Source organism: Natrinema pallidum (genome assembly GCF_005890195.1).
Classification (GTDB): domain Archaea; phylum Halobacteriota; class Halobacteria; order Halobacteriales; family Natrialbaceae; genus Natrinema; species Natrinema pallidum.
In genome coordinates this window covers 886,062-908,721 of record NZ_CP040637.1, presented here as the reverse complement: position 1 = coordinate 908,721, position 22,660 = coordinate 886,062, and the positions used below count along the sequence as shown (strand labels likewise).

Sequence of the window (22,660 nt, the reverse complement as noted above, 5' to 3'; positions counted from 1 at the left end):
ATGCCGCCGGCTGTCAGTCTGCGTGAGGGTTCGCCCGAGCGAACGCGGCGAATTACATACCCGGTTACGGCGGGGTGTCGTTCGCGCGACGGCGGGCGATGACCGCCACCGCTCGAAGAGAGAACGGCAGATGATCGATACGGCCGCCAACTGCCTCGAGCAAACAGAGCGGCAGCCGTATCGAGACCGTGTCCCATCGGTCGTGTCCGGGTGAAACGACCATGGATCGGTCGCTTCGACCCACCGTGGGCAATGCACACATAATACATGAATCGTGGCGATCGTTGTTCTGCCCTGTCGACATAAATCGCCCATTCATGACGTAAATCCGTCGTTCGGTTGTGAACTGTCGCTCGCCTTTAGGTTGGTTGGTTCGAACCTTCGGACCCAGTGCTGTGTTAGTACGTAGTCCCCCGGACCGTGCTCGTCGGTGGCCGTTCGCCGAGCCGACCGCTCGTACGCCGCCGATATACGGGTGCAATCGCCAGATACGACGCGGCGACGCGGGCGTTCGAAATCGCCCGCCATGGCGGCGGCCGAGCGTCGCGGGAGTGCCGTCGAGAAGTCGTTCCGTACCTCCTTTGCAGACGGTGCGAAACGTGGCCGTGCTTAAGAGTATCTCTGTTGGTGTACAACCTGGTGTGTCAATCGTGATTTCGACTCGCCGTTCGAACGTACAGCGGTCGCCGTCGGGACGACGTTCCAGTGACGGGAAGCAGGTCCGACCGGTGCCGAACTCGAATGGTGTCTCTACAACCGGAGGGTCGTCGTAATGTCCTCGATCGATACGTCGTTGCCCGACGAAATCGCCTCGGTTGCCGAGGCCGACGAGGACGAACGCCTCTCGAAGGACGTCATTTTCGAGCTTTTAAAGAATCGCCGTCGCCGGGAAGTCCTCGCGTACTTGCTCGAAGCCGACGAAACAGTTACGCTCGGTGAACTCGCCGAACAGATCGCCGCCTGGGAGAACGATACCGAGGTCAACGCGCTCAGTTCCGATCAGCGGAAACGTGTCTACGTCGCCCTCTACCAGACCCACCTGCCGAAGATGGACGACGCCGGCATCGTCGAATACGACCAGGACCGGGGCCTGATCTCGCTCGCTGACAACGCGGACCTGCTGATGATGTACCTCGATACGGACAGCCACCGACAGGACCGGTGGGATCGATGGTATGCCGCTCTCAGCGTCGTCGGTGCCGCCCTTCTCGGCGCGGCGGCGCTCGGCGCACCGCTGCTATCGACACTCCCGATGCTCGGCCTCGCTGGTGCCGTCGTCGTCACCTTCTTTTGCCTCTCGGTCGCTCACGTCGTTCGGAACCGCTCGCAAGAACGCACCGTCGACGGCAAACTGTCCCGGATCGAGTGACCCGACGTTCGTGACGGCGCTCCCGTGTCCCGAATCCGCGACGACTCTCCTGTCAGTCCGTCCGCTCGAGTGATGGGCGTCTCGGTCGGTGAGTCGCTGCGCTCCTGCCGCCACTCGCTCGAGTGCCGCGACCACGGTCGGCGCGGCCACCGCTCGACGCCATCGGCGTGTCGCCGGCTGTCGATTCGGCCACCTTCGTCTCGGATCGCTGAGAAGGTTTTTATCACACGATTACGTACGTTCGACCGGCTCCCGACGACCGTCATCCGATACCGGAGCAGTCGCGTGCCAGCAGCTGTTCCCGGCGCGGGAGCCGTCTTTCAACTCGTGCCACCTCGGCCGCCGAAACTCGTCCTCGGAGTGACCCGACCTCGAGTCGCGACTCGATGAGGGACCGCTTTCGCGCTTCCGGCCCCGGGCCGAGGGAGCGGTCGATCTCAGCGGGTCGACCCTCGTTGTCGGTAGCAGGCCCATACCCGGTCGCCGTCTCGAGGGCGAGTTAGGGTTCGTGAAGTAATCGGACTAAAACTAATGACCGGCGTCCTGTCCGTCCGCTCATGGTCGTTCGAACCGCAGTCGTCGGCGCAGGAACGGTCTCGCGGGCCCACCTCGCGGGAGCGCGGAACAACCCCGAGATGGAACTGGTCGCGGTCTGTGACCTCGACGAGGACCTGGCCAGGGAGCGGGCTCGGGAGTTCGGGACGATGGCCGTCACGGACGTCACCGAACTGCTCGACGAACTCGACTGTCTGCACGTGTGTACACCGGTTCAGACGCATTTCGATATCGCTCGGCAGGCGATCGAAGCCGGCGTCGCCGTCATCATCGAGAAACCCGCTACCGTCACCGCCGAGGAGGTCGAGCAGTTGCAGGCGCTCTCTCGCGAGCACGAAACGCCCGCAACGGTCATCCACAACCACCTGTTCTATCCGGCCGTTCGCACGGCCCGGGAGCTGATCGACGCCGGCGAACTCGGCCACATCAAGTCCGTTGACACCCTCTATGCGGGACTGACGCCGCCCGATCAGGTCAACCGCGGCTCGTGGGTGTTCGAACTGCCCGGGGGCGAGTTCGAGGAGGGACTGCCACACCCGATCTACTCGGTCCTCGGCATCGGCGGCTGGCCGGAACGCGACGACGACATCTCCGCACAGACCGTCCTCTCGGACCGCTACGAGGAGGACTTCGAGTACGATCAGGCGCAAGTCCAGTACGTCTCCGAGGACGGCGCGCTCTGTACCGTGACGATGCTCTCGGGAACGCTCCCCCAGCGCCTCCACGTGATCACCGGCTCCGAGAAGTCCCTCGTGGTCGACGAGATCAACCAGTCGCTCTACGAGGTCGACGAGGACTACACGTCCTCGGTCATCGCCCGCTCGAAGAAGAGCCTCGACGTCTCGCTGGCCCAGGTCACCAGCACGCTCGAGAACGCGAGATCGGTCGCCACCTCTCGGTTCGACGATAGCTGGGAGACCGAGACGGAGACGAACTCCCACTGTGCGATCTTCGACGGATTCGTCGATGCGATCGAAGGCGACGCCGACGTGCCGGTGCCCCTCGAGCAGTCGAAGTGGACGATCCGCATCATGGAGACCATCCGCGACGCCGCAAAGCCCCGTCCCGAGGCGGACGGAGCGGAGACGGCGGACGCGGCGGACGACGACGCGGCCGAGGAAACCTCCGACGCCGAGTCCGTCTCGACCGACCTCTAGAACTGCCGGTAGCCCAGCCCTCCTCGCTTTCCAATGTCACTGTCACAGCGCATCGTCCGCGGAGTCACGGCCACGTTCGGCGCTGAACTACTTCGACTCGGCGCGCAAGGAGCCATCACCCTGTTGCTCACGCGGGTGTTCCTCTCGCCCGACGAGTACGGCCTCATTTTCCTCGCCATCGCGGTCTTCTCGATCGCGACCCTCTTCGGGACCCTCGGGATTCCGAAGTCGATGGCGAGGTTCGTCACGGAGTACCGGGAAACGGACGACACCCAGATCCGCCACATCGTCCGGTCCTCGATCGCGTTCAACGTCGTTACCGTCGGACTCGTCTGCGTCCTGTTCTTCCTCTGTCGCGGCGCGATCGCGGCCGCGTACGGTGAACCGCGGTTAGAGCCGTTGCTGGCGCTCGGCATCGCGTTCATCGTCGTCAAGGTCGCCCACGGCTACCTGCTGATCGCGTTCCAAGGCTTTGGCGAAGTCACCCTGACCGCAGCGACCAGTACGGTCTCGAGCGTCAGCCGACTCGGCTGCATCGTGCTCCTCCTTGTCGCCGGCTTCGGCGCGTACGGCGCGCTGGCCGGCTTCGTCGCCGGGTACCTGGTGTCCGTCGCCGTCGGCGGGTACTTCCTCTACCGAATCCTCGCGTCGTACCCCGCGACCGAATCCCCAGAGCCCGGGCTCTCGACGCGGATCGGCAGGTACAGTCTCCCGCTGACAGCCTCGCAGGGCGCGAACGTGCTGTACAAGCGCGTCGACACGCTGATGGTCGGGTTCTTTTTGACGCCGGTCGCAGTCGGCTTCTACGAACTCGCCAAACAGATCTCTACGTTCGTGATCGCGCCCGCCGACTCGCTCGGCTTTACCGTCGCACCGACGTTCGGCGAGCACAAGTCGTCCGAACGACTCGAGCGCGCCGCTCGGGTGTACGAGCAGTCGCTCGAGTACGTCCTCCTGGTGTATTTGCCGGCGGTCGCCGGCATCGTCCTCCTGGCGGAACCCGGGGTCCGGTTCGTCTTCGGCGACGCGTACACCGGTGCCGCGCCCGTCTTGCAGGTGTTCAGCGTCTTCGTCCTGTTTCAGGCGATCGATAAGATCACCAACGACAGTCTCGATTACCTGGGTCGGGCGACCGAGCGCGCGGTCGGGAAGGGGCTCACCGGCGCGTTGAACTTCGGACTGAACCTCGTATTGATCCCGGCGATCGGCGTCGTCGGCGCGGCGATGTCGACGGCGCTCTGTTACGCGCTCATGGTGTGTTACAACGTCTATCTGATCGATCGGGAACTCGCCTTGCGCTGGCGGCGGCTCGCGACGTCGATCACGACGGCCGGCGGCGTGACGGTCGCGATGGCCGCCGCCGTCGTGGCGTTACAGCCGCTCGTTACCGGACTCATCACGCTGCTGGCGGTCATCGCCGTCGGCGTCGCAGTCTGGGCGGTGCTCTCCGTCGCGAGCGGTCTCGTCGACATCTACGAGATTCGAGCCTACATCTGACGCGCCCCGCCGACGAAGGACACCGTTCGTGCGCGCTTCTCCCGGACTCGGTCGACTCCGAGGGAGTCGGCGCTCGATGACCGGCTCGAAAACCCCAACGTATTCGATACCAGCAATACTTGACTGATCGACAGGCGAGAGTGTCAGCGCGTTCGGACGAAACGGCGGTAATATACGATTACCGCGACGCCGTGTTGCGGCCTCACTATAAAACATACAGCTTATAATACGATATACTAACCAACAAACATCGATGAATATCTGAACTTCTGTTTATTTTATACAGATTTAAGCGGAAAGTTTATGGGGACATATTCTCCTTAACCGAACGCATGGCACGCGACAATTCGGTATTGGATGATGGCGATTCCGCGGATAACGCCCTCGAAAGCAGTGATACGAGCGGTAACAACGAATTACTCGACCGTCGCTCGTATCTGAAGCTGACTGGTGCGGCGTCCGTGATCGGCGGCGGGTTCGCGACCGGTACCGCGGCCGCCCAGGACGACTACGAAGTCATCGAGGCGTCCAACGAGTGGTACACCATCGACGACGGCGAGGTCTTCGAGAACAAGATCATCGACTTTTCGAACGGCAACTGGTTCGGGCTTTACGCTCGAGAGTCGACGAACTGGACGATCCGGAACGTCGGCTTCGTCGGGACCCACCGCTACGACAGACACGCGATCGCGGTCGCCGACGTCGACGGCAACACGTCGACGATCGAAAACGTCTATATGGGCGACGGCTGTGTGCGCCCGAGCAGCTACAGTTCCCACGGACAGTGTGGGATCTGGGTCGCGCCGGAACACAGCGGGCATATCGACATTCGGCACTGTAACGTTCAGGACTGGCCCAACAACGGGATTTACGCGTCCGCGCCCGGATACAACGGCAACGGCGGCACGGTCCACATCGATCGTTGCTACGCGGCGAACAACTACGTCTCGAGCTTCCGTCTCAGCTCCGACGGCTCGAAGTGTACGGACTCCGTCGCGTACAACGACGGCAACGGCCGCTACAACGGTCGGTGTTTCTGGGGCTGGAACCCCGGCCGGATGGAGGTCACGGGCTGTGACTTCAGCTCCGGTTCCTACAACGACGCGATCCACCTCGGTCGAAACGGTGAGACGACGCGAATCCGCATCGCGGACACGCAGTTCGACGGCATCAGCCAGCGCGGTGACGTTCGTCTCACTCGCGGGGACGGACTCGGCTCGAACCCCGACCTCTCGATGCCCGACGGGGTGCCGACCTCGGCTGAGGAGGCCGCAAGCGGCAGTTCGTCCGGCGATCAGTCCGGCACCGAGCCGTCGACCGACGACTCCGACGGCTCGTCGCTGGCGAACACGGTCGTCTTCGACGGGAACGGCACGTCGGACACGACGAGCTACGAATTCGTCGTCAGCGAGGCGGTCGAGCCCAGCACTGACGAGAACGCGACGATCGACGCGGCGGCCTCGGTCGACGGCACCCGCGCCAGCGGTACCGTCGCCGACTACCTCGACGCGTTCCGCTTCGACGGGGAAATCGAGCGCCTGTCCGTTGACGGCGACGCGACCGTTCGGGTCAACGGCGTCGAGATCGACCCTGCGGATATCGACGACGTTCTGGACGACATCATCGTCATCGACGGGAGCGACGAGGACGTGACTCGCTACGAGTTCACCGTCAGCGGCGAGGCCGAACGGAGCGGGTACGAGGGTGCCTCGATCGACGACGAGGACGCCATCGAGGACGGCACCGTCTACGGTGTCGTCGCCGACTGGAAGGACGCCTTCCGGTACAGCGGCGAGGTCGACCAACTGACCGTCGATGGACCGGGTACCGTTTCCATCAACGGCGATCGTATCGATCCCGCCGACTACGGGTCCGACCTCCCTCACGTCCTCGAGGTAGAGGGGACGGGAACCCCGGTCGGCTTCGAGATCACGGTCGACGGCAACATCGAACTCGCTTCCGACGAAGCGCCGGAAGACGAGGCGACGACGATCTCCGGCTCGACGGTTCAGAGCACCGTCACCGACGGCAGCCTCCGCTTTCGCTTCTCCGGGACGCTAACCGACGTTTCGCTGATCAACGGGACGCCCACCATCACCGTTGACGGCGACGAGATCGATCTCGAGGAGTACGGCGACCCCGAACTGCTCCCCCACGCGGTCGTCTTCGACGGGACCGAAACGGCCGAGCCGAGCACGTATTCGTTCCGCGTCGACGGGAAGGTCATTCAGGCCGAGTACCGCGACGCGTCGGTCGACGAGAACGATATCGTCGAGGACACGACGGTCCGCGGCGGCGTCGGCAACTGGCTCGACGCCTACTGGTTCGACGGCGATATCGAGGACTTCCGGATCCTCGGCGACGCGACGGTCGACGTACAGTACAACGCGCGCGAACAGTAGTCGGCATCGGTCACTGACGCAGCGTCAGTGAGTCGCGATGCGGCACCTGTGATCGGCGCGATCTACTTGTTTTGCTCGTTCCGGTTCGATTCTCGGGCCGCAAGAACCCGCCAGCCACGGCCCTCCGCCGTAACCGGCGCGCGGTCGCCGTCGCGGATCGGTACGCACTCACGGGTAACACAGTATTACTGCCGGTCCTCCCTCTGGATCGTCGTTCTCCGTCGCTCGGTCCACATCGCCACAGTCCGTCGGTCGCTGCCGACCGCACCCGACGGCAGCGGCCACGACCGATGCGGAAGCGATCCGTTCTCGAGTCCGCTCTCTGCACGCCGACGGCTCACTGCCGTTGGAGCGTCGGATGTCCCGTCGTGCTGTCGCGGTCGTCCCGCGAGACCGTGGGGAGACGCGGCTAGTCAGTGTGTCGCTCGAATCAGGTCCGAAAAACGAGACTGGAAAACCGGTCGCGAGGATAGCGTCCGCGCACCGAGCGTCACGTGGCGGAGAGCGTCACGTCAGCGGGGACCGAAACGGCGTGTGAGGGGGGACGTACACGCGTCGGAGGGCGGGATCGGTCGCGTCAGCGGGTCGATGCTCCGCGAAAACGGGCAGCGTCGTTACTTCTGTGAACCGGACGCGGCTTCTTCGGGGCTCGTCGGGACGCCCTGCGGGATGAACGCCTCGGGGTCGGTCCCGACGCCGTCGCCGAGTTGGACGTTCGAGCCGGCGTGTTCGGCGATGCCGGCCCCGTCGTCGTAATCGGTGTTCGTGACGGCGATCTCGGTCGGGTTCCCGTTCGCACCGGCGTCGATGGCGGTGTTCTGTCCGTTCATCTCGATCTGGCAGTCCTCGACCTCGATCGTCCCCGGGGCCCAGCCCCAGATACCGCGGCCGACGTACCCGTGACTACCGTCGACGTAGACGCTCGAGTTCGTGACCTTGCTCCCTTCGGTCGCCAGTCGGAAGTGCGAGACGTAACAGTTCGCGGCGAAACTGCTGTCGATGTGGATCGTTCCGCCACCCTTGGTGCCGGGTGCGGAACCGTAGATCGCGTTGTCCGCGAACTTTTGGATGTTGACGTTCTCGAAGTCGATGTGGCCGTTGTGGTCCGGCGCGACCCAGAAGGCCGTCTGTCCGTGGCCGTTCGGGTTCCCGTTCCCGGTGCTCGAGCCGTCGCCGAGATAGACGTTCTCGACGGTACAGGTGCCGCCGCTCGTATCGGAGATGCCGAACGTGGCGGTCCCGGTGCCGGAGGTGTTCTTGCCTTTGAAGCCGACGTTCCGGATCGTCCAGTCGCTGCTGTGAGCGGTAATGATGATGTCCTGGCCGGTCGTCATATCGATGAGTTTGTTCTCCCAGGTCTCACCGGCGTCGATGGTGATCGTCTGTCCCTCGGCTTCGATGACCTCGTAGTCGTCCTGAGCGGCGGCCGTGCCGGCCCCGCCGATCGCGGTCGCTGCGGTCGCCACGGCGGCGAGCGAGCGAACGTAGTTACGGCGGCTTAATCCGCTGTTACGGCCTGCAGTCGGAGTGGATTCCGTCTCGGACGTACGGGGGTTCTGCGCCATACATGTCCGTAACTCCGGCTTACACACATAAACTTTTTCTTGGAGATATGGCTTAAATTTACAGAATATATTTCTAACACTGGGTATGGAGTCACAATCTATCGATATTTATCCACGAACTTATGAACGAATTGACGACAATTTCCGTGGCCGTAATCGACTCTTTGTCGAAGAAACGAGCGCGTGTCGAGCGGAGAGGCGCTCTCGACCTCGAACCCGACGGGGAAGACGAAAGCGGCGTTCGGTATCGCCGACACCGTTTCGGACGGACAGCATCGTCTTTCTCGAGTCGTAAGCAGTTCTTACCGGCCGCTTCGACCGGTCTCGGGGGCTCGGACGAGATGCGTCAGTCCCGACGGAGCGGAGACCACCAGCGAGGAGTGCCGACAGCGGTCTCGAGTCGACGGCGCGTCCCGTCACGGGAAGGACTCGAACGTGCTCGCGTGCGCGAGGAGAAATCGGCACATCTCGTTCGTCGTGGGGCCGGGAGTCGGCGGCGGCCGAAACTCGCCCGTCCCGGTCAACAGTGGCAGCAGCGGCCTGCGGAACGGGAGCGTCGCTACGGCCTGCTACTGATAGCGTACATCTCGAACTCGTCGTTCGAGACGACCTTGTTCGCGGCCGGGTCGGTGTCGAGCCCCTCGAGTGCGGCTTCGCGGTAGTTGAGTTCCTGATAGACGTCGATCTCTTTCGTTCTGTCCCACTCCGTGAAGACGAAGTAGTACTCGTCGGTCGGATAGGCCCCGCTGTAGTTGCCCGCCGAGAACACGGTCGCGTTGACGGTTCCCGTGGCCGCCGACGCGCCACCAACGGTCTCGCCGCCGCCCGGGATACCGTTGATCGCGTGATCGTACCGGTAGGGGTCGTACCCCATACCCGCGTAGGGAACGCCCTCGGCCCCGTGATCCAGACCGTCCTCGTAGCCGCTCATCATTTCGGGAGTCACGTGCTGGCCCGGGTTGTAGATCAGCGGCGACGCGAACACCGTGAGCAACCCGAGCACCAGACAGCAGCCGAGCACCAGCGCGGTGACCGCGTTCGCTCCCGGTCTCGTGAGCACGCTCGAGAGCCCGCCGGTAACCTGTGCCAGCGCGATTCCGGCAAGGATCGTCAGGAGGACGTAGATGAAGCCGACCTGTCGGAACGCCATCGTGGGCGTTCCGACGAAGTACACCCCGAACAGGCCGCCCAAGGGAATGAGTCCGAAGCTGACGTAGTTGACGAAGGATCTGTTCTCGGCGTCGAGGCTCGTCCGACCGAGCCAGACGGCCAGGATGAATAGGCCGACGAGAAGTCCGATGATCGCGGCATCGAGGAACATCTTCACGAAGAGCTCGGCGAGGCTCCCGCCGATGTCGGTCAGCGACGATCCTCGCTGGTCGACCTCGGCCCCGGCACCGACGTCCTGCGAGAGCAGCCCGTACACTAGCCCGGACGCGGCGCTTCTAAACCGTTCGTTCCCGAGCGCCCAGAGCCCGAACATTCCACCGAGGACGATCGTGTGTGTGTACGTCGTCGGGTGCTCGAGCATCGGGTGCTCGTCGAACCGTCGGCGAGCGAGGAACTGAACGCCGCTGATCGCGGCGACGAGGACGATGATATTGAACATCTGCTGGGGGTGGACCAACAGGAGCGTGAGGCCGGTCAGATAGACGAGGACGCTGAACGGCGATAGCCCGAGCGGGAGTCGTTCGACCATCGACCGACGCCGGAGGTAGGCGACGAGCGCGAAGACGACGGGCGGAACCAGAAAGAGTGCGTTCGAGTTGGTATGAACGCCCATGAACGTCGCGATGTTGTTAACTGGGAGGACCATCCAGGAGACGATCGCGGACAGTCCGACCGCCAGTCCGCTGCCCGCAATATCGCGGACGGCGAGCGGAACGAAGACGACGAACGGAACGAAGAGCACGACCATCGCGATCAGGAGCCCGCGTTCGATCGGGACGCCGCCGACGACGTGAAACACCGTTGCAATGGCGTGTAACCCCGGATAGAACAGTTCGTGGGGCGCGGTTCCCCCGGACACGATGTCTCGGGTCCAGCCCAGATGCGTCATCGCGTCGCCCATCCCGGCGAAGCGATAGTTCCGGATCACCGGGAGACTCACGATGGCGATCACCGTCGTCCCGCCCAGCACGATCCCGTACCCCTGTCGGCGACCCCGACAGGACAGGGTCGTCCCGACTGCGATTGCGAGCGCGAACGCGAACACGACCCAGGTGATCGTCGGCGAGCCCACGTAAACCGAGGATTCGTAGGCCGTCGCCGGGTTCGCTCTCGCGATCAGGGTGCCGACCGCGACTGCGAGAAACCCGACCGCGACCGTCACGTTGAGCGTCGATCGTCTCATTTCATCCCACCGCGCTCGTCCGGGCCAGTCTCGGTACGCATCTCTCGAGCCAGTCGTCGACGCTGTCGGGGTTTGTTATCCGGCACCTACCCTCGAAACCATATCGGGAGGCGAGCTCCACGCCGTACGGCCGGCGTCCCGCCCGGACGTTTGCCCTGCAGACCCCTCTCGAGCGCGTGCGCCGCGTTCGTTCGGCTGCAAACGGGGCGAGCGGGGACCGCCGCAGCCGAAGTATTCCGTCCCTATCGAGTCGGGACAGTCAGCTATGGATGCATTTCTCGAGCGCTGATCGATCAACGGTTCCGGTCGTTTTTGTAGTCGGTCGTGGTCCGCTCACTCGAGCGCGAGATGTCTTCACTATGTCATCGATCCTTATCGACCGACTGACGGCCGACAGTGGAACCCTCGAGTGCTCGATTCGAGCCACGTCAGACCTCGAGCGGTTCTTCACCGACGAATCGTTCCGAACCGACTACGACGTCCCGATCGCGGCCGTTCCGGACGGCGTGCTCGCGATCCCGGTCCTCGCGCAGGTCTGTCCCGTCGCGTGGGCCAACGGGGCCGATATCTACGTCGACGAGGTCGACGCGACGTTCGCGCGCGCCCTCGCGGACGTGAAGACGACCCTGTGTGAGATGCACGACTTCCTCGACGGTGGGACCCTCTACGCGCGGCGGACCATCGACCCGGAACCGGAGCCGAGCGACGGGAGCGGACTGCTCTTTACCGGCGGCGTCGACTCGACGTGTTCGTACGTCCGCCACCGCGAGGAGTCGCCGACGTTGATCAGCATTCGGGGCTGGACGATTACCCCCAGCCCCGACGACGACGGGAAATGGGACGCGCTGCGAACGCGCGTTTCGCGGTTCGCTGATGATCACGACTGTGAGACCGCGTTCGTCGAGTCGAACATGCTTTCGTTTCTCGACCATGCGATGCTGTTGGCCCATTACAAACGGCACGTCGACGGCGGCTGGTACAGTTCCGTCGGCCACGGGTTGGGGCTGCTCGGTCTCTGTGCCCCGATGGCCTACGCGCGGGGGCTGACGGATCTCTACGTCGCCGCGACTCACTGGGACGGCATCGACCTCGAATGGGGCTCACGCCCCGATATCGACGAGCGCGTCCGGTGGACCGGGACGCGGTGTCACCACGACGGCTACGAACTCACCCGACAGGAGCGCCTCGATGTCATCGCCGACTACGTCCGCAGCGAGGAGCCGACGCTGCGACTCCAGACCTGTAACGACCGCATGGACGGAAACTGCGGCGAGTGTGAAAAGTGTTACCGCACCGCTGTCGGGCTTCGCCTTTCGGGCCTCGAGCCGGCCGATCACGGCTATCCGTTCGCCGAGGGGGACTACTGTCGGCTCCGGCGGTCGCTCGAGCGTGGCGAGTGGGTGCTCGGCCAGGACGAGCGTCACATGTGGGCGGACATCCGCGAGCGTGCCCGCGACACGGACCCGGCCACGCCGGCCGAACGGGCCTTCTTCGAGTGGCTCGCTGGCGTCGATCTGGACGACCTGATTTCGGCCTCCGAACCGCCGCTCACCCATCGGCTCCTCCGTGCTGGCGCGAGAAACGCCCCCCCACCCGTCTACAACACCGTGTACCCGGCCTGGGTGGCGGCGAAAACCGGCCTGCAACGCGTCCGTTCGGATCGATAGCGTCGGCTTCGCCGCCTCGATCGGGCACCCGCTCGAGCCGCGTCGTTCCGCCTGCGTCCGGTCGCACTCCCACCACGCTTTTGCTTCGCTACGGGAAACTGTCCCACAGTATCGCGATGACCGTCGAACTCGGCGATATGGCTTCCGTCCTGCTCGAGCACGCCCAAGACAAACTCGCCATCGTCGATACGGACGGCACCTACGTCTACCTCAACGCGGCGAGCGACCCGATCCTCGGCTACGAGCCGGCGGACCTCGTCGGCGAGCAGTCCGCGGCGTACATCCACCCCGACGACCGGCGGGCCGTCGCGGATCGGCTCGAGCAGGTCAGTGCGACGGGCGCGTCGGCGACGGTTCGCTATCGCCACGCGACCGCGGACGGCGAGTGGGTGTGGCTGGAGAGTCGCGTGACGAACCTGCCGGACGCGGCGCTCGACGGCTACGTCGTCAGTTCGCGGGATATCTCCGATCAGGTGACCGCGGAGCAGGAACGCCGCGACGCCGAGAGCAGACTGCGAACGATCGCCGGCACCGTCGGCGACGTGCTGTGGATGTTCGACGGCGACTGGTCGGAACTGCTGTTCGTTAACCCGGCCTACGAGGACGTCTTCGGTCAGCCGGTCGCCGACCTCGAGGCCGACCCCCGGCAGTTCCTCGAGGTCGTTCATCCCGACGACATCCCGTGCGTCCGAGAGGCGATGGATCGCGCCTCGGCCGGCGAATCCGTCGACGTGGAGTATCGCGTCAACCCGGATGCGGAGTACAGCCACTGGGTCTGGGTCCGCTCCGAACCGATCATCGAGGACGGCGAGGTCGTCCGCATCGTCGGCTTTTCCCGAGACATCACCGACCGGCGGCGACGGGAACGCCAGCTCGCGGTCATGGACAACCTGCTCCGGCACAACCTGCGCAACGACATGGCCGTCATCCTCGGCAACGCCGAGTGTATCGCCCGGGAGGGCGATACGGCGTCTCGTGGGCGGGCGGAGATCATCCGCACCCAGGGCCGGAATCTCCTCGAGAGCGCGGACAAACAACGCGACATCATCGAACTACTCACCGACCGGGCCGTGCCGGAGCCGATCGATCTCGTCGCGGTCGTCACTGACGCGGTCGAGACGATCCGGGAGCGGTATCCGACCGCGACGATCGAAACGACGCTGCCGGCGTCGGCGACCGCGACCACCCTCCACGAGATCGAGTTGGCCGTGGCGGAACTCCTCGAGAACGCCGCCCGGCACGAACCCGACGGTCAGCCGGAGCTGTCCGTTACCGTCCGCTCCACCCCGGAAACGGTCGCTGTCGTCGTTCGAGACAACTGCCCGCCGATTCCGGAGGTCGAGTTTCGCGTCCTGACTGGCGACTGGAAGATGAACGACGTCTATCACACGTCCGGACTGGGGCTGTGGCTCGTCTACTGGACCGTCGATCTCTCCGGGGGCCGTATCGCCTTCGACCGAGCCGAGAACGGCAACACGATCACCGTGACGGTGCCGCGCAGTCGGTCCTGATCACTCCATATAGCCAAGTCCCTTCAGCCGGTCCGCCACGTCGTCGAAGTCCTCGTCGACCGCCTCGTCGCTCTCGACCCGACCCACTGTCGTCCGCTCGACCTTGGTCGCGGACGGCGCGCTCTCGTCGTCGAAGGCGTCGAAGAGCACCCGCCCGTCCGCGTTGTCCGGTACTGGCTCGCCGATCCCGTGTAGCAGCGTCGGCGCGATGTCGACCACTCGAGCCCCGCGCAGGGTCGCGCCGGACGCGATCGACGGGCCGCGACAGAGGACGATCCCGTCGTTGCGATGGCTCGCGTCGTAGGTCCCCGTCTCGCCACGGACCTCGGTTGCCATCCCGCTGCGGGATTCGTAAACACCGCGGCCACAGACCACCAGATCCGGCGATCCCTCGTCCGTCGGGAACAGATCGTCCCCGTCGTGGACGACCAGCAGCGGATCGCCGTCGTCGTCGGTGGCCGACTCGAACGCGGCCCTGAGATCGGCCTTTATCTCCGGCACTTCGCTCGGCGAGACGATGCCGCTGTCGAAACGCTCCGTGTCGTTGATATAGCAGTTGCCCGTGTCGTGGACGAAGGCGACGGTACGGTCGTAGTCGACGTCGTAGAGGGCGTGATCGCCGGGAATCTGCTCGGCGACGGAGTCGACCAGCCGCCGGGGCAGCGACTGGACGAGGGTCTCCTCGGTGATGCCGACCCGGTTGAGCGCCCCGGTGATGGCGTCGCGAGAGATGCCGAGGCTCGCGAGCGCCCCGCGGGTGCCCTCGTCCTCGCGCCGGAACAGGTACCCCTCCTGCTCCAGGATGCGGTTGACGTAGACGAGTCCCTCGATCGGGCCGAAACCGTGGTCGGAGACGACGTAGAGGTCCGCGTCGTGGGCGTCCGTGTACGCCATGACATCGCCGAGTATCTCGTCGAGTTGCGCGTAGTGGGCGCGCAGTCGGTCCATGTCCCAGATGAGGTGCTGGAACCGGTCGGGCGCGGTGTAAACGAAGAAGAACAGCTGCCAGTCGTCGCCGGCGCGGTCCATCTGGATCTCCATGAGGTCGCGGCGTTTCGCGAGGACATCGTCGACGGCGTCCTCGAAGTCGTCCGGCCGGTCGGCGTACTCGGGATAGTCGAGGCTGATCTCGTAGTTCGGGATCCGGGAGTCGATCTCGGCTTGCAGCTCCGGCGGATGGGTAAACTCCCGGTCCGTCGAGGGCGTCATCATCCCCGTGACCATGGTGCCGTCGATCTCGCGGGCCGGATACGTCATCGGGACGTTTCCGACGTGGGCCGGCCCGAGTTGATCCCAGAGGGCCGGCTGTGCGAGATCGCGGCTCGTATACATCTCGTGGCTGTATTCGGACGAGAGGTTCTGGAAGCCGTAAATTCCGTGTTTGTCCGGCCACACGCCCGTGGCGATCGACGGCCACGCGAGCGGCGTCGTCGGCGGACGAGTGCTGTCGAGCGTTCCGGATGCACCCGCTTCGCGCATCCGAGCGAAGTTCGGGAGGATACCCTCGTCGCTCCATTGCTCGATGAGTCTCCACGGCACGCCGTCGAGTCCGAGCACGAACGCTCGCTCGGAGGAAGTCGTAGATCCGCTCATGCTTGTTGTATGAGACGTCGAAGACGCCTGTTGTCCGGGCGGTTGCCGAGTGAGCGCTTTGTTATAGAGCGGTTTCAGCCAACGGCCGCCTCGAGCCGTCGCTGTTCGGTGGCGTTAACTCGTCGGTTCGTGTGCGAGGCGGTCTCGTTGACCCTCGCTCGCCTCGCACGGCTCGCGGTCGTCAGCCGCCGGCCAAACAGGACATCCATAACAAAGCCACCCGCCCACGACGGTCCGGATATGAGACGCATGCAATCGTGGTGGGATCCGTGGGTAGCGTCGTAATGTCGCTCGACGCGGAACTCGGCTGGGGCTTTCACGATTTTGCCACGCCGCCGGCGGACCGCGTCGAAGCCGGCCGCCGCGGCTGGTCGGTCATGATTGACTTGCTCGAGGAGTTCGATGTCCCGGCGACGTGGGCCGTCGTCGGCCACCTCATGCTCGAGTCCTGTGATGGGACCCACGCCGATCATCCGGCCCCCGACGGCTGGTTCGAGCGCGAACGGAACGCGTGGGCCGACCGCGAAGACCTCCGGTTCGGTCCTGCCCTCGTCGCCGACGTACTCGCGTCCGACGCCGGCCACGAGTTCGCCAGCCACTCCTTTTCGCACGTCTTGTTCGGCCACCCGGAGACGGACCGCGAACTCGCCGACGCCGAACTCGAGCGCAGCCGCGACCTCGCGGCCGACTGGAACCAGTCGATCGACTCGTTCGTCTATCCGCGCAACGACGTGGGACACCGAGACGTGTTGGCCGACCACGGTGTGACGGCCTACCGTGGGCGGTCGCCGACCAGGGACGGCGTTCGGGGCGTCTTCGACTCGACGATTCGCGACCGTTCGATGCTGGTCGAGCCGACCGTCGACGAGTACGGTCTGGTCAACGTGCCGGCCTCGATGTTCCTCTTCGGGTTCGAGGGGCCGGCGCGGACCGTCGCCGAGTCGATCTGGGCGGACCCGATGGTCGCCCTGGCTCGCCGCGGAATCGACGAGGCGGCGCGCACTGACGGGCTCTTTCACATGTGGCTCCATCCGAACAACCTGACCCACGAGCGGGACGACCGCCGCATGCGGGCGATCCTGTCGTACCTCGATCGCCAGCGGTCGGCGACCGACCTCACCGTCGAGACGATGGCCGATGTCGCCAGTCGCGTCGCGGGTCCCCGGAGTAGCGCCGAGCGGGCGACGGCGAGCCGACGGTAATCGCGGCCCAGTCGACGGTGCCCGCAGGCGGCCGAATGCGTCCGCTACTCGTCCGCTCGGGCGGGTACGGCGACGATAACAAAGCCCGCAGCCCGCCGAATGCGGGCAGATGGCACGACCGTTTTTACATCGATGGACCGATTCGGATGCCCTCTCGCTGGGCCTCCTCGGGGTCGGCAACATCGGCATGGTACACCTGAAATCGGCGGTCGCGATGCCGGCCGTCGAGGTCGTCGCGGCCGCCGACGTACGGCCGGAGAATCGCGCTCGAGCCCGGAGCGCCGGCGTTTCCCGCACCTACGACGACTACGAGGCGTTGCTCGACGCAGAAACCCTCGACGCGGCCGTCGTCGCCTTGCCGCCTTTCCTCCACGCCGACGCCGTCGAGCGGGCCGCCGAGGCCGGTGTCGACGTCTTCGTCGAGAAACCGCTCGCGCGCTCGACGGCGGAGGCCGATCGGCTGCTCGAGACCGCCCGCGAGGCCGGGATCGCCGTCGGCGTCGACCACACGCTGCGCTACCAGCCGGATATGATGGGTGTCAAGGAGGCCTACGACGAGGGCAGCGTGGGGCACGTTCCATACGCCTCGATCACGCGGCTCAACGACCATCCACTCGGTCGGCCCCCGGCCGGTGACGCGCCGCCGGAGTGGCCCATGGACCCCGACGCCGCCGGCGGCGGCTCCCTCGTCGAACTCGGCGTCCACTGCTTCGACGTCCTCGAGTGGCTGTTCGGCGACCTCGAGGTCAGGGACGCCTCGATGGGGCGGACGCTCGAGACCGAGGCCGAGGACGCCGCCACCGTGCTCATGGACGCGCCGGAGACGGGCACGACGATCACGCTCCACTGTGGTACCTACCAGTGGGAACAGCTCCCGGAAGTCAACACCCGGCTGCGTCTCGAGGGCGTGACGGGAACGATCAGCAATCGGGAGCATCTGCCGGCGAACTTCTACGCCGGCGCGGCGACGGCCGCGCTGTCGAACGTCGCGAGCCGGCTCACGAGCGACGAGCCGGACGTCTTCGGTCCGACCTTCTACCTGCAGGCCCACTACGACGCCCTGGCTGGTTTCTGTGACGCGATTCGGGAGGGCCAGCGGCCGCCGGTCGATGGTACGGACGGCCGGCGAGCGATCGCACTCGCGGAAACGGCCTACGACCTCGCCGCAGAGGGCGACGACGCAGGCGATATCGACGGCCTCGAAACCCCGGAGGTGTCCCCGTGAGCACCGCACCGGTCCGCGCGGCCGCCGTCGACGCCGCCGAACGCCGCGGCGGTTGGATTCCCGATGTCGACGCCCGCATGGCCGCGCTCCAGTCGCCGGTTCGAACCGTTCTAGAGCCCGCCTTCGAGACGCTCGCCGAGGCCGACCGGGTGACGCTCGTTCCCGACGCACACTACCCCTTCCACCCGTCGTCGGGCATGGTCACCGATCCCGCCGTCGTCGGCGCGGTCGTCGCCCGTCTCGAGCGGGAGACGGACGCCGACATCGCGGTCGCCGGCGCGAGCGACGACCGCATCTCGTTCGACCGGACGGCGCGGTACCTCGGCTACGAGAGTCTTCTCGAGCGGTTCGAGGCGTCGCTCGTCGATCTTGCCGACGATTCGCACACTGGTGACGTCTGTGCGGTCGCGGACGAGCCGATCGCGCTCTCGGTCCCCAACCGCCTCGCCGAGGGGGCCGTGGTCGTGGTTCCGTCGCTCCGGCCGACCGAGAACGGGCCGGTCGCGGGTGCGATGCGGACGCTCGCTGCTCTCGTCGACTGTGACACGGGACCCGATCGAGCCCCCGTCGCGGCGACGCGGGCGATCGATCCCGCGGTCGCCGTCCTCGATGCGACGACCGCCTACGGCGGCGACCCCGTCGCGGGGAACGCGCTGTTCGCGGGCTCGGCCCCCGCCGTCGACGCCGTTGCGACCACCTTGCTCGGCCGCTCGCTCGCGGCCGACGGGGCGCTCGAGACCGCACGCGGCGACCGCGGGCCGATCTCCGTCACGGGCGACGCCGACTTCGAGGCGCTGCGAGCGCGAATCCCCGACGGCGAGCTCCCCCCGGCGGACGACACCCATCCCGCCGTGTCGACTGCCTACCGCGTCTACGCGGCGGTGGCCGGCGACGCCGTCCCGCCGCAACTCGAGGGCGACCGATGACCGGGGGGATCGAACCGGGGACGGCGGCGGTCACCGGAGCGACCGGGTTCCTCGGCTCACGGCTCTGTGAGCGCCTGCTCGAGGAGGGCTGGACGGTTCGCGGACTCAGCCGGCCGACCTCGGATCGGGGCGACCGCTGTGGCGTCGACTGGTTCGTCGGCGATATCTTCGACGGCGAGACGCTGCGGGAACTCGTCGACGGGGCCGACGCCGTCTTCCACCTCGCCGGGGTCGGCCTCTGGAGCGCCGACCCCGAGACCGTCTGGGCGGTCAACCGTGACGGGACGGAACGGGTGCTCGAGGCCTGTCGTGACGGCGACGTGGGACGGGTGGTGTTCACCAGTACTGCCGGGACGCGCCGTCCGCAGGGAGACGACAGCGTTGCGGACGAGACGGACGTGGCCGAGCCGATCGGGGCCTATCAGGCCGCGAAAGCCGAGGCGGCGGCCCTGGTCGATCGGTATGCTGACGCTGACGGGGATGCCGTGACCGTTCACCCGACCTCGATCTTCGGCCCCGGGGACGAGGCGTTCACCGCTCAACTGCTTTCGATGGGCGTCGATATGACGATGCCCGTCTACCTCCCCGGGGGCCTGAGCATCGTCGGCGTCTCGGACGTCGTCGACGGCCTCCTGGCCGCGTACGACCGCGGAACTAGCGGCGATCACTACATCCTCGGCGGCGAGAACCTCACCTACGACAGCGCCGTCTCCCGGATCGCCAACGCCGTCGACGGCTCGCCCGCTCGAATCCGCGTTCCTGCGACGGCGATCCACGCCGCTGGCCCCGTCGCCGAGGTCGTCGACGCCGTCGCCGATCGGCGCGTGTTTCCGTTCGATCGGGACATGGCCCGCCTCGCAACCCGGCGGCTGTTCTACAGTTCGAAGAAAGCCAGCGAGGAACTGGGGTACGAGTACCGGCCGCTCGAGGCCCACCTGCCCGAGACCATGGCGTGGTATCGAACGGCAGTCGGGTAGTCGATCGCGTTCGATCGAAGTGCGGGTCGGCCGATCGGTCTCGGCAGACGCTTTCGACCGTCCGTACCACGCGATCCCGTTCGGGCACTCACTCGATTCGGCCCGCGGCTCCCCCCGTGTGTCGCGTCTCGCCGCCGGCCTCGGTCTCGCTCGTCGTGCCGGCGACCCGCTCGTAGACCGCGAGCAGTCGGTCCGCGGTCCGGTCGATGCTTACCTCGCGGGCGGCCTCGCGGCCGTTCGATCGCTCCCCGCGCTCGAGGACGTCGATCAACCCGCGGATCAGGTCCTCGTCGGTCGCTGCGACGTGCGAGGGGGTGACGCCGGCCAGGCGCTCCCGAACGTCGCCGACATCGACGGCGACGACGGGGAGGTTGCAGGCCAGGGCCTCCTTCACCGAGTTCGGTGACCCCTCGCTGTCGGAGGTCAACAGGAGCGCGTCGGCGGCGTTCATGTAGTCCGACACGGCGTCGTGGTCGACGCCGTAGACGGTTCGGAGCCGCACCGGGCGCTCGAGGAGGTTGTCGACGACGGTCACGACGCGCTCTGCGCGAGTATAATTTTTCACCTCTCGTGCGGGCGAGTACGGAAACAATATTTCATACGCGTCCGCGTCGGCGTCCCAGCCGACCCGTTTTTTCGCTCGGTCCTGTGGCTCCGGCCGGAACTTCTCGAGGTCGACCCCGTCGGGGATCACCGTACACTCGCGGCCCAGGGCGGTGCGCATCCCCTCGGACATGACGACGACCGCGTCGCAGAACGGCGCGGAGAGCCGGCTGACGGGGGCGGCGGGTCCGTACACGTCCGATCCCCACAGCGAGAGGACGACCGGCTGCCGGAGCTGTGCGAGCGCCATCGGTGCCGTCAGCCCGTAGTGGGCGTGGATCAGGTCGTAGCCGTTTCGGGCCTCTCGGATGACCCGCGGAACGGTCCGCACGTAATCCGCCGGCGACCGATCGGTATCGGCATCGACCTCGCCGGCCACCGATATCGTGGTCCCGGAAACGCCCCGCTCCTCAAGCGCCGCCAGCTGCTGGGTCATGAAGGGAGCGTCGGCGTTCGTGGTGAGCGTGAGGACGTGCATCTCGGTGGCCGACTCGACGCAGCGGGGCCGCTTTGTTATCCGTGCAGGCACGCGAGTTTTCTTCACGTACAGCTAGACGAACCGTCCGTAGACGGTGACTTCGGACCGACTGCCCCCGTAGCGATGCTATTACAAAGGGTCGAGGCCCGGTAGTCGGCGTCGATGCGGCTCCTCGTCTTGGCCAATACGCCCGCACACGTGCACCTGTATCGACACGCCGTCGACCGCCTCGAGCGGGCGGGACACGACGTGCTCGTGTTGACTCGGGAGTACGCCTGTACGACCGATCTACTCGACTATTTCGACATGCCCTACCGAGTGTACGGCGACCACGAAACCGAAGGCTACTCGCGGGTAGGGTTCGCCCGCGAACTGGGTGGCCAGTTCCTGACGATCGGGATCGAAGCGATCCGGTTCGATCCGGATGTCGTCTTCGGTCGGGGTCCCTACGCCGCCTACGCCGGCACGGTTTCGCGGACACCGGTCGTTCTCGTCCTCGACGACGAACCCGGCGATTTCAACCACACCGTGTCGCGACCGTTCGCCGACTGTATCATCTCCCCGGCCGTGACGCGTCGCGATCTCGGCGACGCCCACTATACCTTCGACGGCTTCAAGGAATGTGCCTATCTCCACCCCGACGTTTTCGAGGCGAACGACGACGTTCGCGAGTACCTCGACGTCGATCCGGACGAACCGTACGTCATCGTCCGATTCAACGCGCTCGACGCGCTCCACGACGCCGATCTCGAGGGGTTCCGTCCCGAACAGCGACGGGATCTAGTCGAACGGCTGAGCGAGGTGGCGACCGTCTTCGTCTCCGACGAGGGCGACGAGATGACCCTCCGGGACCTCCCCGCTCGGTCTTATGACCTCCACCCCGCGTTGATCCACGACGCCATGGCCGAGGCCTCGCTGCTGGTTGCCGACACCGGAACGATGGTCAACGAAGCCGCCCTGCTCGGAACGCCCGCCTTTCGCTACCGTGGGACCGACGACCACGAGTACGGCGAGTTCCGGGAACTTGAGCGCGCCGGCCTGGCCGAACAGTTCGACGAGTACGACGCGGTTCGGACGCGTTCCCTCGAGATCCTCGCCGACGACGGTGCGAGCGACCGCTGGCGAGCGCGGCGACGCGAGTACACGGCCGACCTCGTCAACCTCACCGAACTGCTCGTCGACGTAGCGCAGTCCCGCGGGGAACTGAAGCGACTCGACCGGTCGACCAAGCGCGTCCTGCAGCCTCGTTCGCGGTCGATGTGACGTGTCTCGACTCTCAGTCCTGGTTCTTCACGAACTATAGTGTCCTATTAGGGTACACAAAACACTTTTATTCATCTCCGGAAAAGAGCCGATACGCTCCCTGTTCTATGAGCCTCTCCACACTCCTCGATCACCTGCTCTCCGGGACTGAGTCCGCGACTGACTCCCCCGATGCTCCCCGCGAGAGCGGCGACAACGCCCCGTCGGTTACGGTCGTCCACGAGTGCCGCGACTGCGGGACGAACGTCTCGGACGGAACGACCCGTTGTCCCGCCTGTGAGAGCGAGGACATCGTGACGTATTCGATCGAGTAGCTG

Annotated in this window: 16 protein-coding genes; 12 read left to right on the top strand and 4 right to left on the bottom strand. The window is 65.8% G+C overall.

Annotated features, from left to right (window positions below; all coding sequences use genetic code 11):
* The first annotated feature begins 772 nt into the window (after positions 1–772).
* The 4 genes from FGF80_RS04420 (at position 773) to FGF80_RS04405 (ending at position 6,980) form a co-directional block, all read left to right on the top strand.
* Positions 773–1,369 (top strand): DUF7344 domain-containing protein, encoded by a 597-nt coding sequence (locus FGF80_RS04420; protein ID WP_006184434.1) that lies wholly within the window; start codon positions 773–775, stop codon positions 1,367–1,369.
* Positions 1,370–1,926: 557 nt separating this feature from the next.
* Positions 1,927–3,081 carry a Gfo/Idh/MocA family protein gene (locus FGF80_RS04415; RefSeq protein WP_138652434.1) on the top strand — a complete coding sequence of 385 codons (1,155 nt, stop codon included), beginning with the start codon at positions 1,927–1,929 and terminating at the stop codon, positions 3,079–3,081.
* 33 nt (positions 3,082–3,114) lie between these two features.
* Positions 3,115–4,578: a flippase gene (locus FGF80_RS04410; protein WP_138652432.1), complete on the top strand. Its 1,464-nt coding sequence runs from the start codon at positions 3,115–3,117 to the stop codon at positions 4,576–4,578.
* Between the two features lie 332 nt (positions 4,579–4,910).
* Positions 4,911–6,980, top strand: a complete 2,070-nt coding sequence (locus tag FGF80_RS04405; RefSeq protein WP_138652430.1) for a right-handed parallel beta-helix repeat-containing protein — start codon at positions 4,911–4,913, stop codon at positions 6,978–6,980.
* Positions 6,981–7,594: 614 nt separating this feature from the next.
* Here the strand turns inward: FGF80_RS04405 and FGF80_RS04395 are convergent.
* Positions 7,595–8,545, bottom strand: a complete 951-nt coding sequence (locus FGF80_RS04395; RefSeq protein ID WP_138652428.1) for a hypothetical protein — start codon at positions 8,543–8,545, stop codon at positions 7,595–7,597.
* Positions 8,546–9,104: 559 nt separating this feature from the next.
* A complete protein-coding gene (locus tag FGF80_RS04390; RefSeq protein WP_006184440.1) occupies positions 9,105–10,898 on the bottom strand; it encodes a hypothetical protein in 1,794 nt (597 codons plus the stop codon).
* A 359-nt stretch (positions 10,899–11,257) separates the two neighbouring features.
* On the opposite strand from FGF80_RS04390, the gene FGF80_RS04385 reads away from it, so the two are divergent.
* Entirely contained in the window at positions 11,258–12,565 is a 1,308-nt protein-coding gene (locus FGF80_RS04385; protein ID WP_138652426.1) for a hypothetical protein, read from the top strand.
* 116 nt (positions 12,566–12,681) lie between these two features.
* The gene (locus tag FGF80_RS04380; RefSeq protein WP_138652424.1) at positions 12,682–14,076 is read left to right on the top strand and encodes a PAS domain-containing sensor histidine kinase; all 1,395 of its coding nucleotides are present in this window, start codon (positions 12,682–12,684) and stop codon (positions 14,074–14,076) included.
* On the opposite strand, the gene FGF80_RS04375 is transcribed toward FGF80_RS04380, so the two are convergent.
* Positions 14,077–15,669, bottom strand: coding sequence for an alkaline phosphatase family protein (locus FGF80_RS04375; protein WP_138652422.1), 1,593 nt, complete (start codon positions 15,667–15,669; stop codon positions 14,077–14,079).
* A 269-nt stretch (positions 15,670–15,938) separates the two neighbouring features.
* On the opposite strand from FGF80_RS04375, the gene FGF80_RS04370 reads away from it, so the two are divergent.
* The 4 genes from FGF80_RS04370 (at position 15,939) to FGF80_RS04355 (ending at position 19,999) form a co-directional block, all read left to right on the top strand.
* Positions 15,939–16,871 (top strand): polysaccharide deacetylase family protein, encoded by a 933-nt coding sequence (locus FGF80_RS04370; RefSeq protein WP_049907900.1) that lies wholly within the window; start codon positions 15,939–15,941, stop codon positions 16,869–16,871.
* Between the two features lie 109 nt (positions 16,872–16,980).
* Positions 16,981–18,096: a Gfo/Idh/MocA family protein gene (locus tag FGF80_RS04365; RefSeq protein WP_138652420.1), complete on the top strand. Its 1,116-nt coding sequence runs from the start codon at positions 16,981–16,983 to the stop codon at positions 18,094–18,096.
* Entirely contained in the window at positions 18,093–19,022 is a 930-nt protein-coding gene (locus tag FGF80_RS04360; RefSeq protein ID WP_138652418.1) for a DUF362 domain-containing protein, read from the top strand. The genes FGF80_RS04365 and FGF80_RS04360 overlap by 4 nt, the downstream gene beginning before the upstream one ends.
* The gene (locus FGF80_RS04355) at positions 19,019–19,999 is read left to right on the top strand and encodes an NAD-dependent epimerase/dehydratase family protein (protein WP_006184447.1); all 981 of its coding nucleotides are present in this window, start codon (positions 19,019–19,021) and stop codon (positions 19,997–19,999) included. The genes FGF80_RS04360 and FGF80_RS04355 overlap by 4 nt, the downstream gene beginning before the upstream one ends.
* A gap of 88 nt (positions 20,000–20,087) precedes the next feature.
* Here the strand turns inward: FGF80_RS04355 and FGF80_RS04350 are convergent, their stop codons facing one another.
* Positions 20,088–21,080: a glycosyltransferase gene (locus FGF80_RS04350; protein ID WP_138652416.1), complete on the bottom strand. Its 993-nt coding sequence runs from the start codon at positions 21,078–21,080 to the stop codon at positions 20,088–20,090.
* A 162-nt stretch (positions 21,081–21,242) separates the two neighbouring features.
* Between FGF80_RS04350 and FGF80_RS04345 the strand changes: the two genes are divergently transcribed.
* Complete coding sequence (locus FGF80_RS04345; RefSeq protein WP_006184449.1) at positions 21,243–22,343, top strand: DUF354 domain-containing protein; 1,101 nt, start codon at positions 21,243–21,245, stop codon at positions 22,341–22,343.
* Between the two features lie 107 nt (positions 22,344–22,450).
* Complete coding sequence (locus tag FGF80_RS04340) at positions 22,451–22,657, top strand: hypothetical protein (protein WP_006184450.1); 207 nt, start codon at positions 22,451–22,453, stop codon at positions 22,655–22,657.
* The last annotated feature ends 3 nt before the right edge of the window (positions 22,658–22,660 follow it).

What these genes read in the sequence shown, in the direction of transcription:
- FGF80_RS04390 (WP_006184440.1), bottom strand. Translation starts at nt 10,898, where the DNA reads ATGAGACGATCGACGCTCAACGTGACGGTCGCGGTCGGGTTTCTCGCA.
- FGF80_RS04380 (WP_138652424.1), top strand. Translation starts at nt 12,682, where the DNA reads ATGACCGTCGAACTCGGCGATATGGCTTCCGTCCTGCTCGAGCACGCC.
- FGF80_RS04395 (WP_138652428.1), bottom strand. Translation starts at nt 8,545, where the DNA reads ATGGCGCAGAACCCCCGTACGTCCGAGACGGAATCCACTCCGACTGCA.
- FGF80_RS04345 (WP_006184449.1), top strand. Translation starts at nt 21,243, where the DNA reads ATGCGGCTCCTCGTCTTGGCCAATACGCCCGCACACGTGCACCTGTAT.
- FGF80_RS04355 (WP_006184447.1), top strand. Translation starts at nt 19,019, where the DNA reads ATGACCGGGGGGATCGAACCGGGGACGGCGGCGGTCACCGGAGCGACC.
- FGF80_RS04385 (WP_138652426.1), top strand. Translation starts at nt 11,258, where the DNA reads ATGTCATCGATCCTTATCGACCGACTGACGGCCGACAGTGGAACCCTC.
- FGF80_RS04405 (WP_138652430.1), top strand. Translation starts at nt 4,911, where the DNA reads ATGGCACGCGACAATTCGGTATTGGATGATGGCGATTCCGCGGATAAC.
- FGF80_RS04415 (WP_138652434.1), top strand. Translation starts at nt 1,927, where the DNA reads ATGGTCGTTCGAACCGCAGTCGTCGGCGCAGGAACGGTCTCGCGGGCC.
- FGF80_RS04375 (WP_138652422.1), bottom strand. Translation starts at nt 15,669, where the DNA reads ATGAGCGGATCTACGACTTCCTCCGAGCGAGCGTTCGTGCTCGGACTC.
- FGF80_RS04340 (WP_006184450.1), top strand. Translation starts at nt 22,451, where the DNA reads ATGAGCCTCTCCACACTCCTCGATCACCTGCTCTCCGGGACTGAGTCC.
- FGF80_RS04350 (WP_138652416.1), bottom strand. Translation starts at nt 21,080, where the DNA reads ATGCACGTCCTCACGCTCACCACGAACGCCGACGCTCCCTTCATGACC.
- FGF80_RS04410 (WP_138652432.1), top strand. Translation starts at nt 3,115, where the DNA reads ATGTCACTGTCACAGCGCATCGTCCGCGGAGTCACGGCCACGTTCGGC.
- FGF80_RS04420 (WP_006184434.1), top strand. Translation starts at nt 773, where the DNA reads ATGTCCTCGATCGATACGTCGTTGCCCGACGAAATCGCCTCGGTTGCC.
- FGF80_RS04365 (WP_138652420.1), top strand. Translation starts at nt 16,981, where the DNA reads ATGGCACGACCGTTTTTACATCGATGGACCGATTCGGATGCCCTCTCG.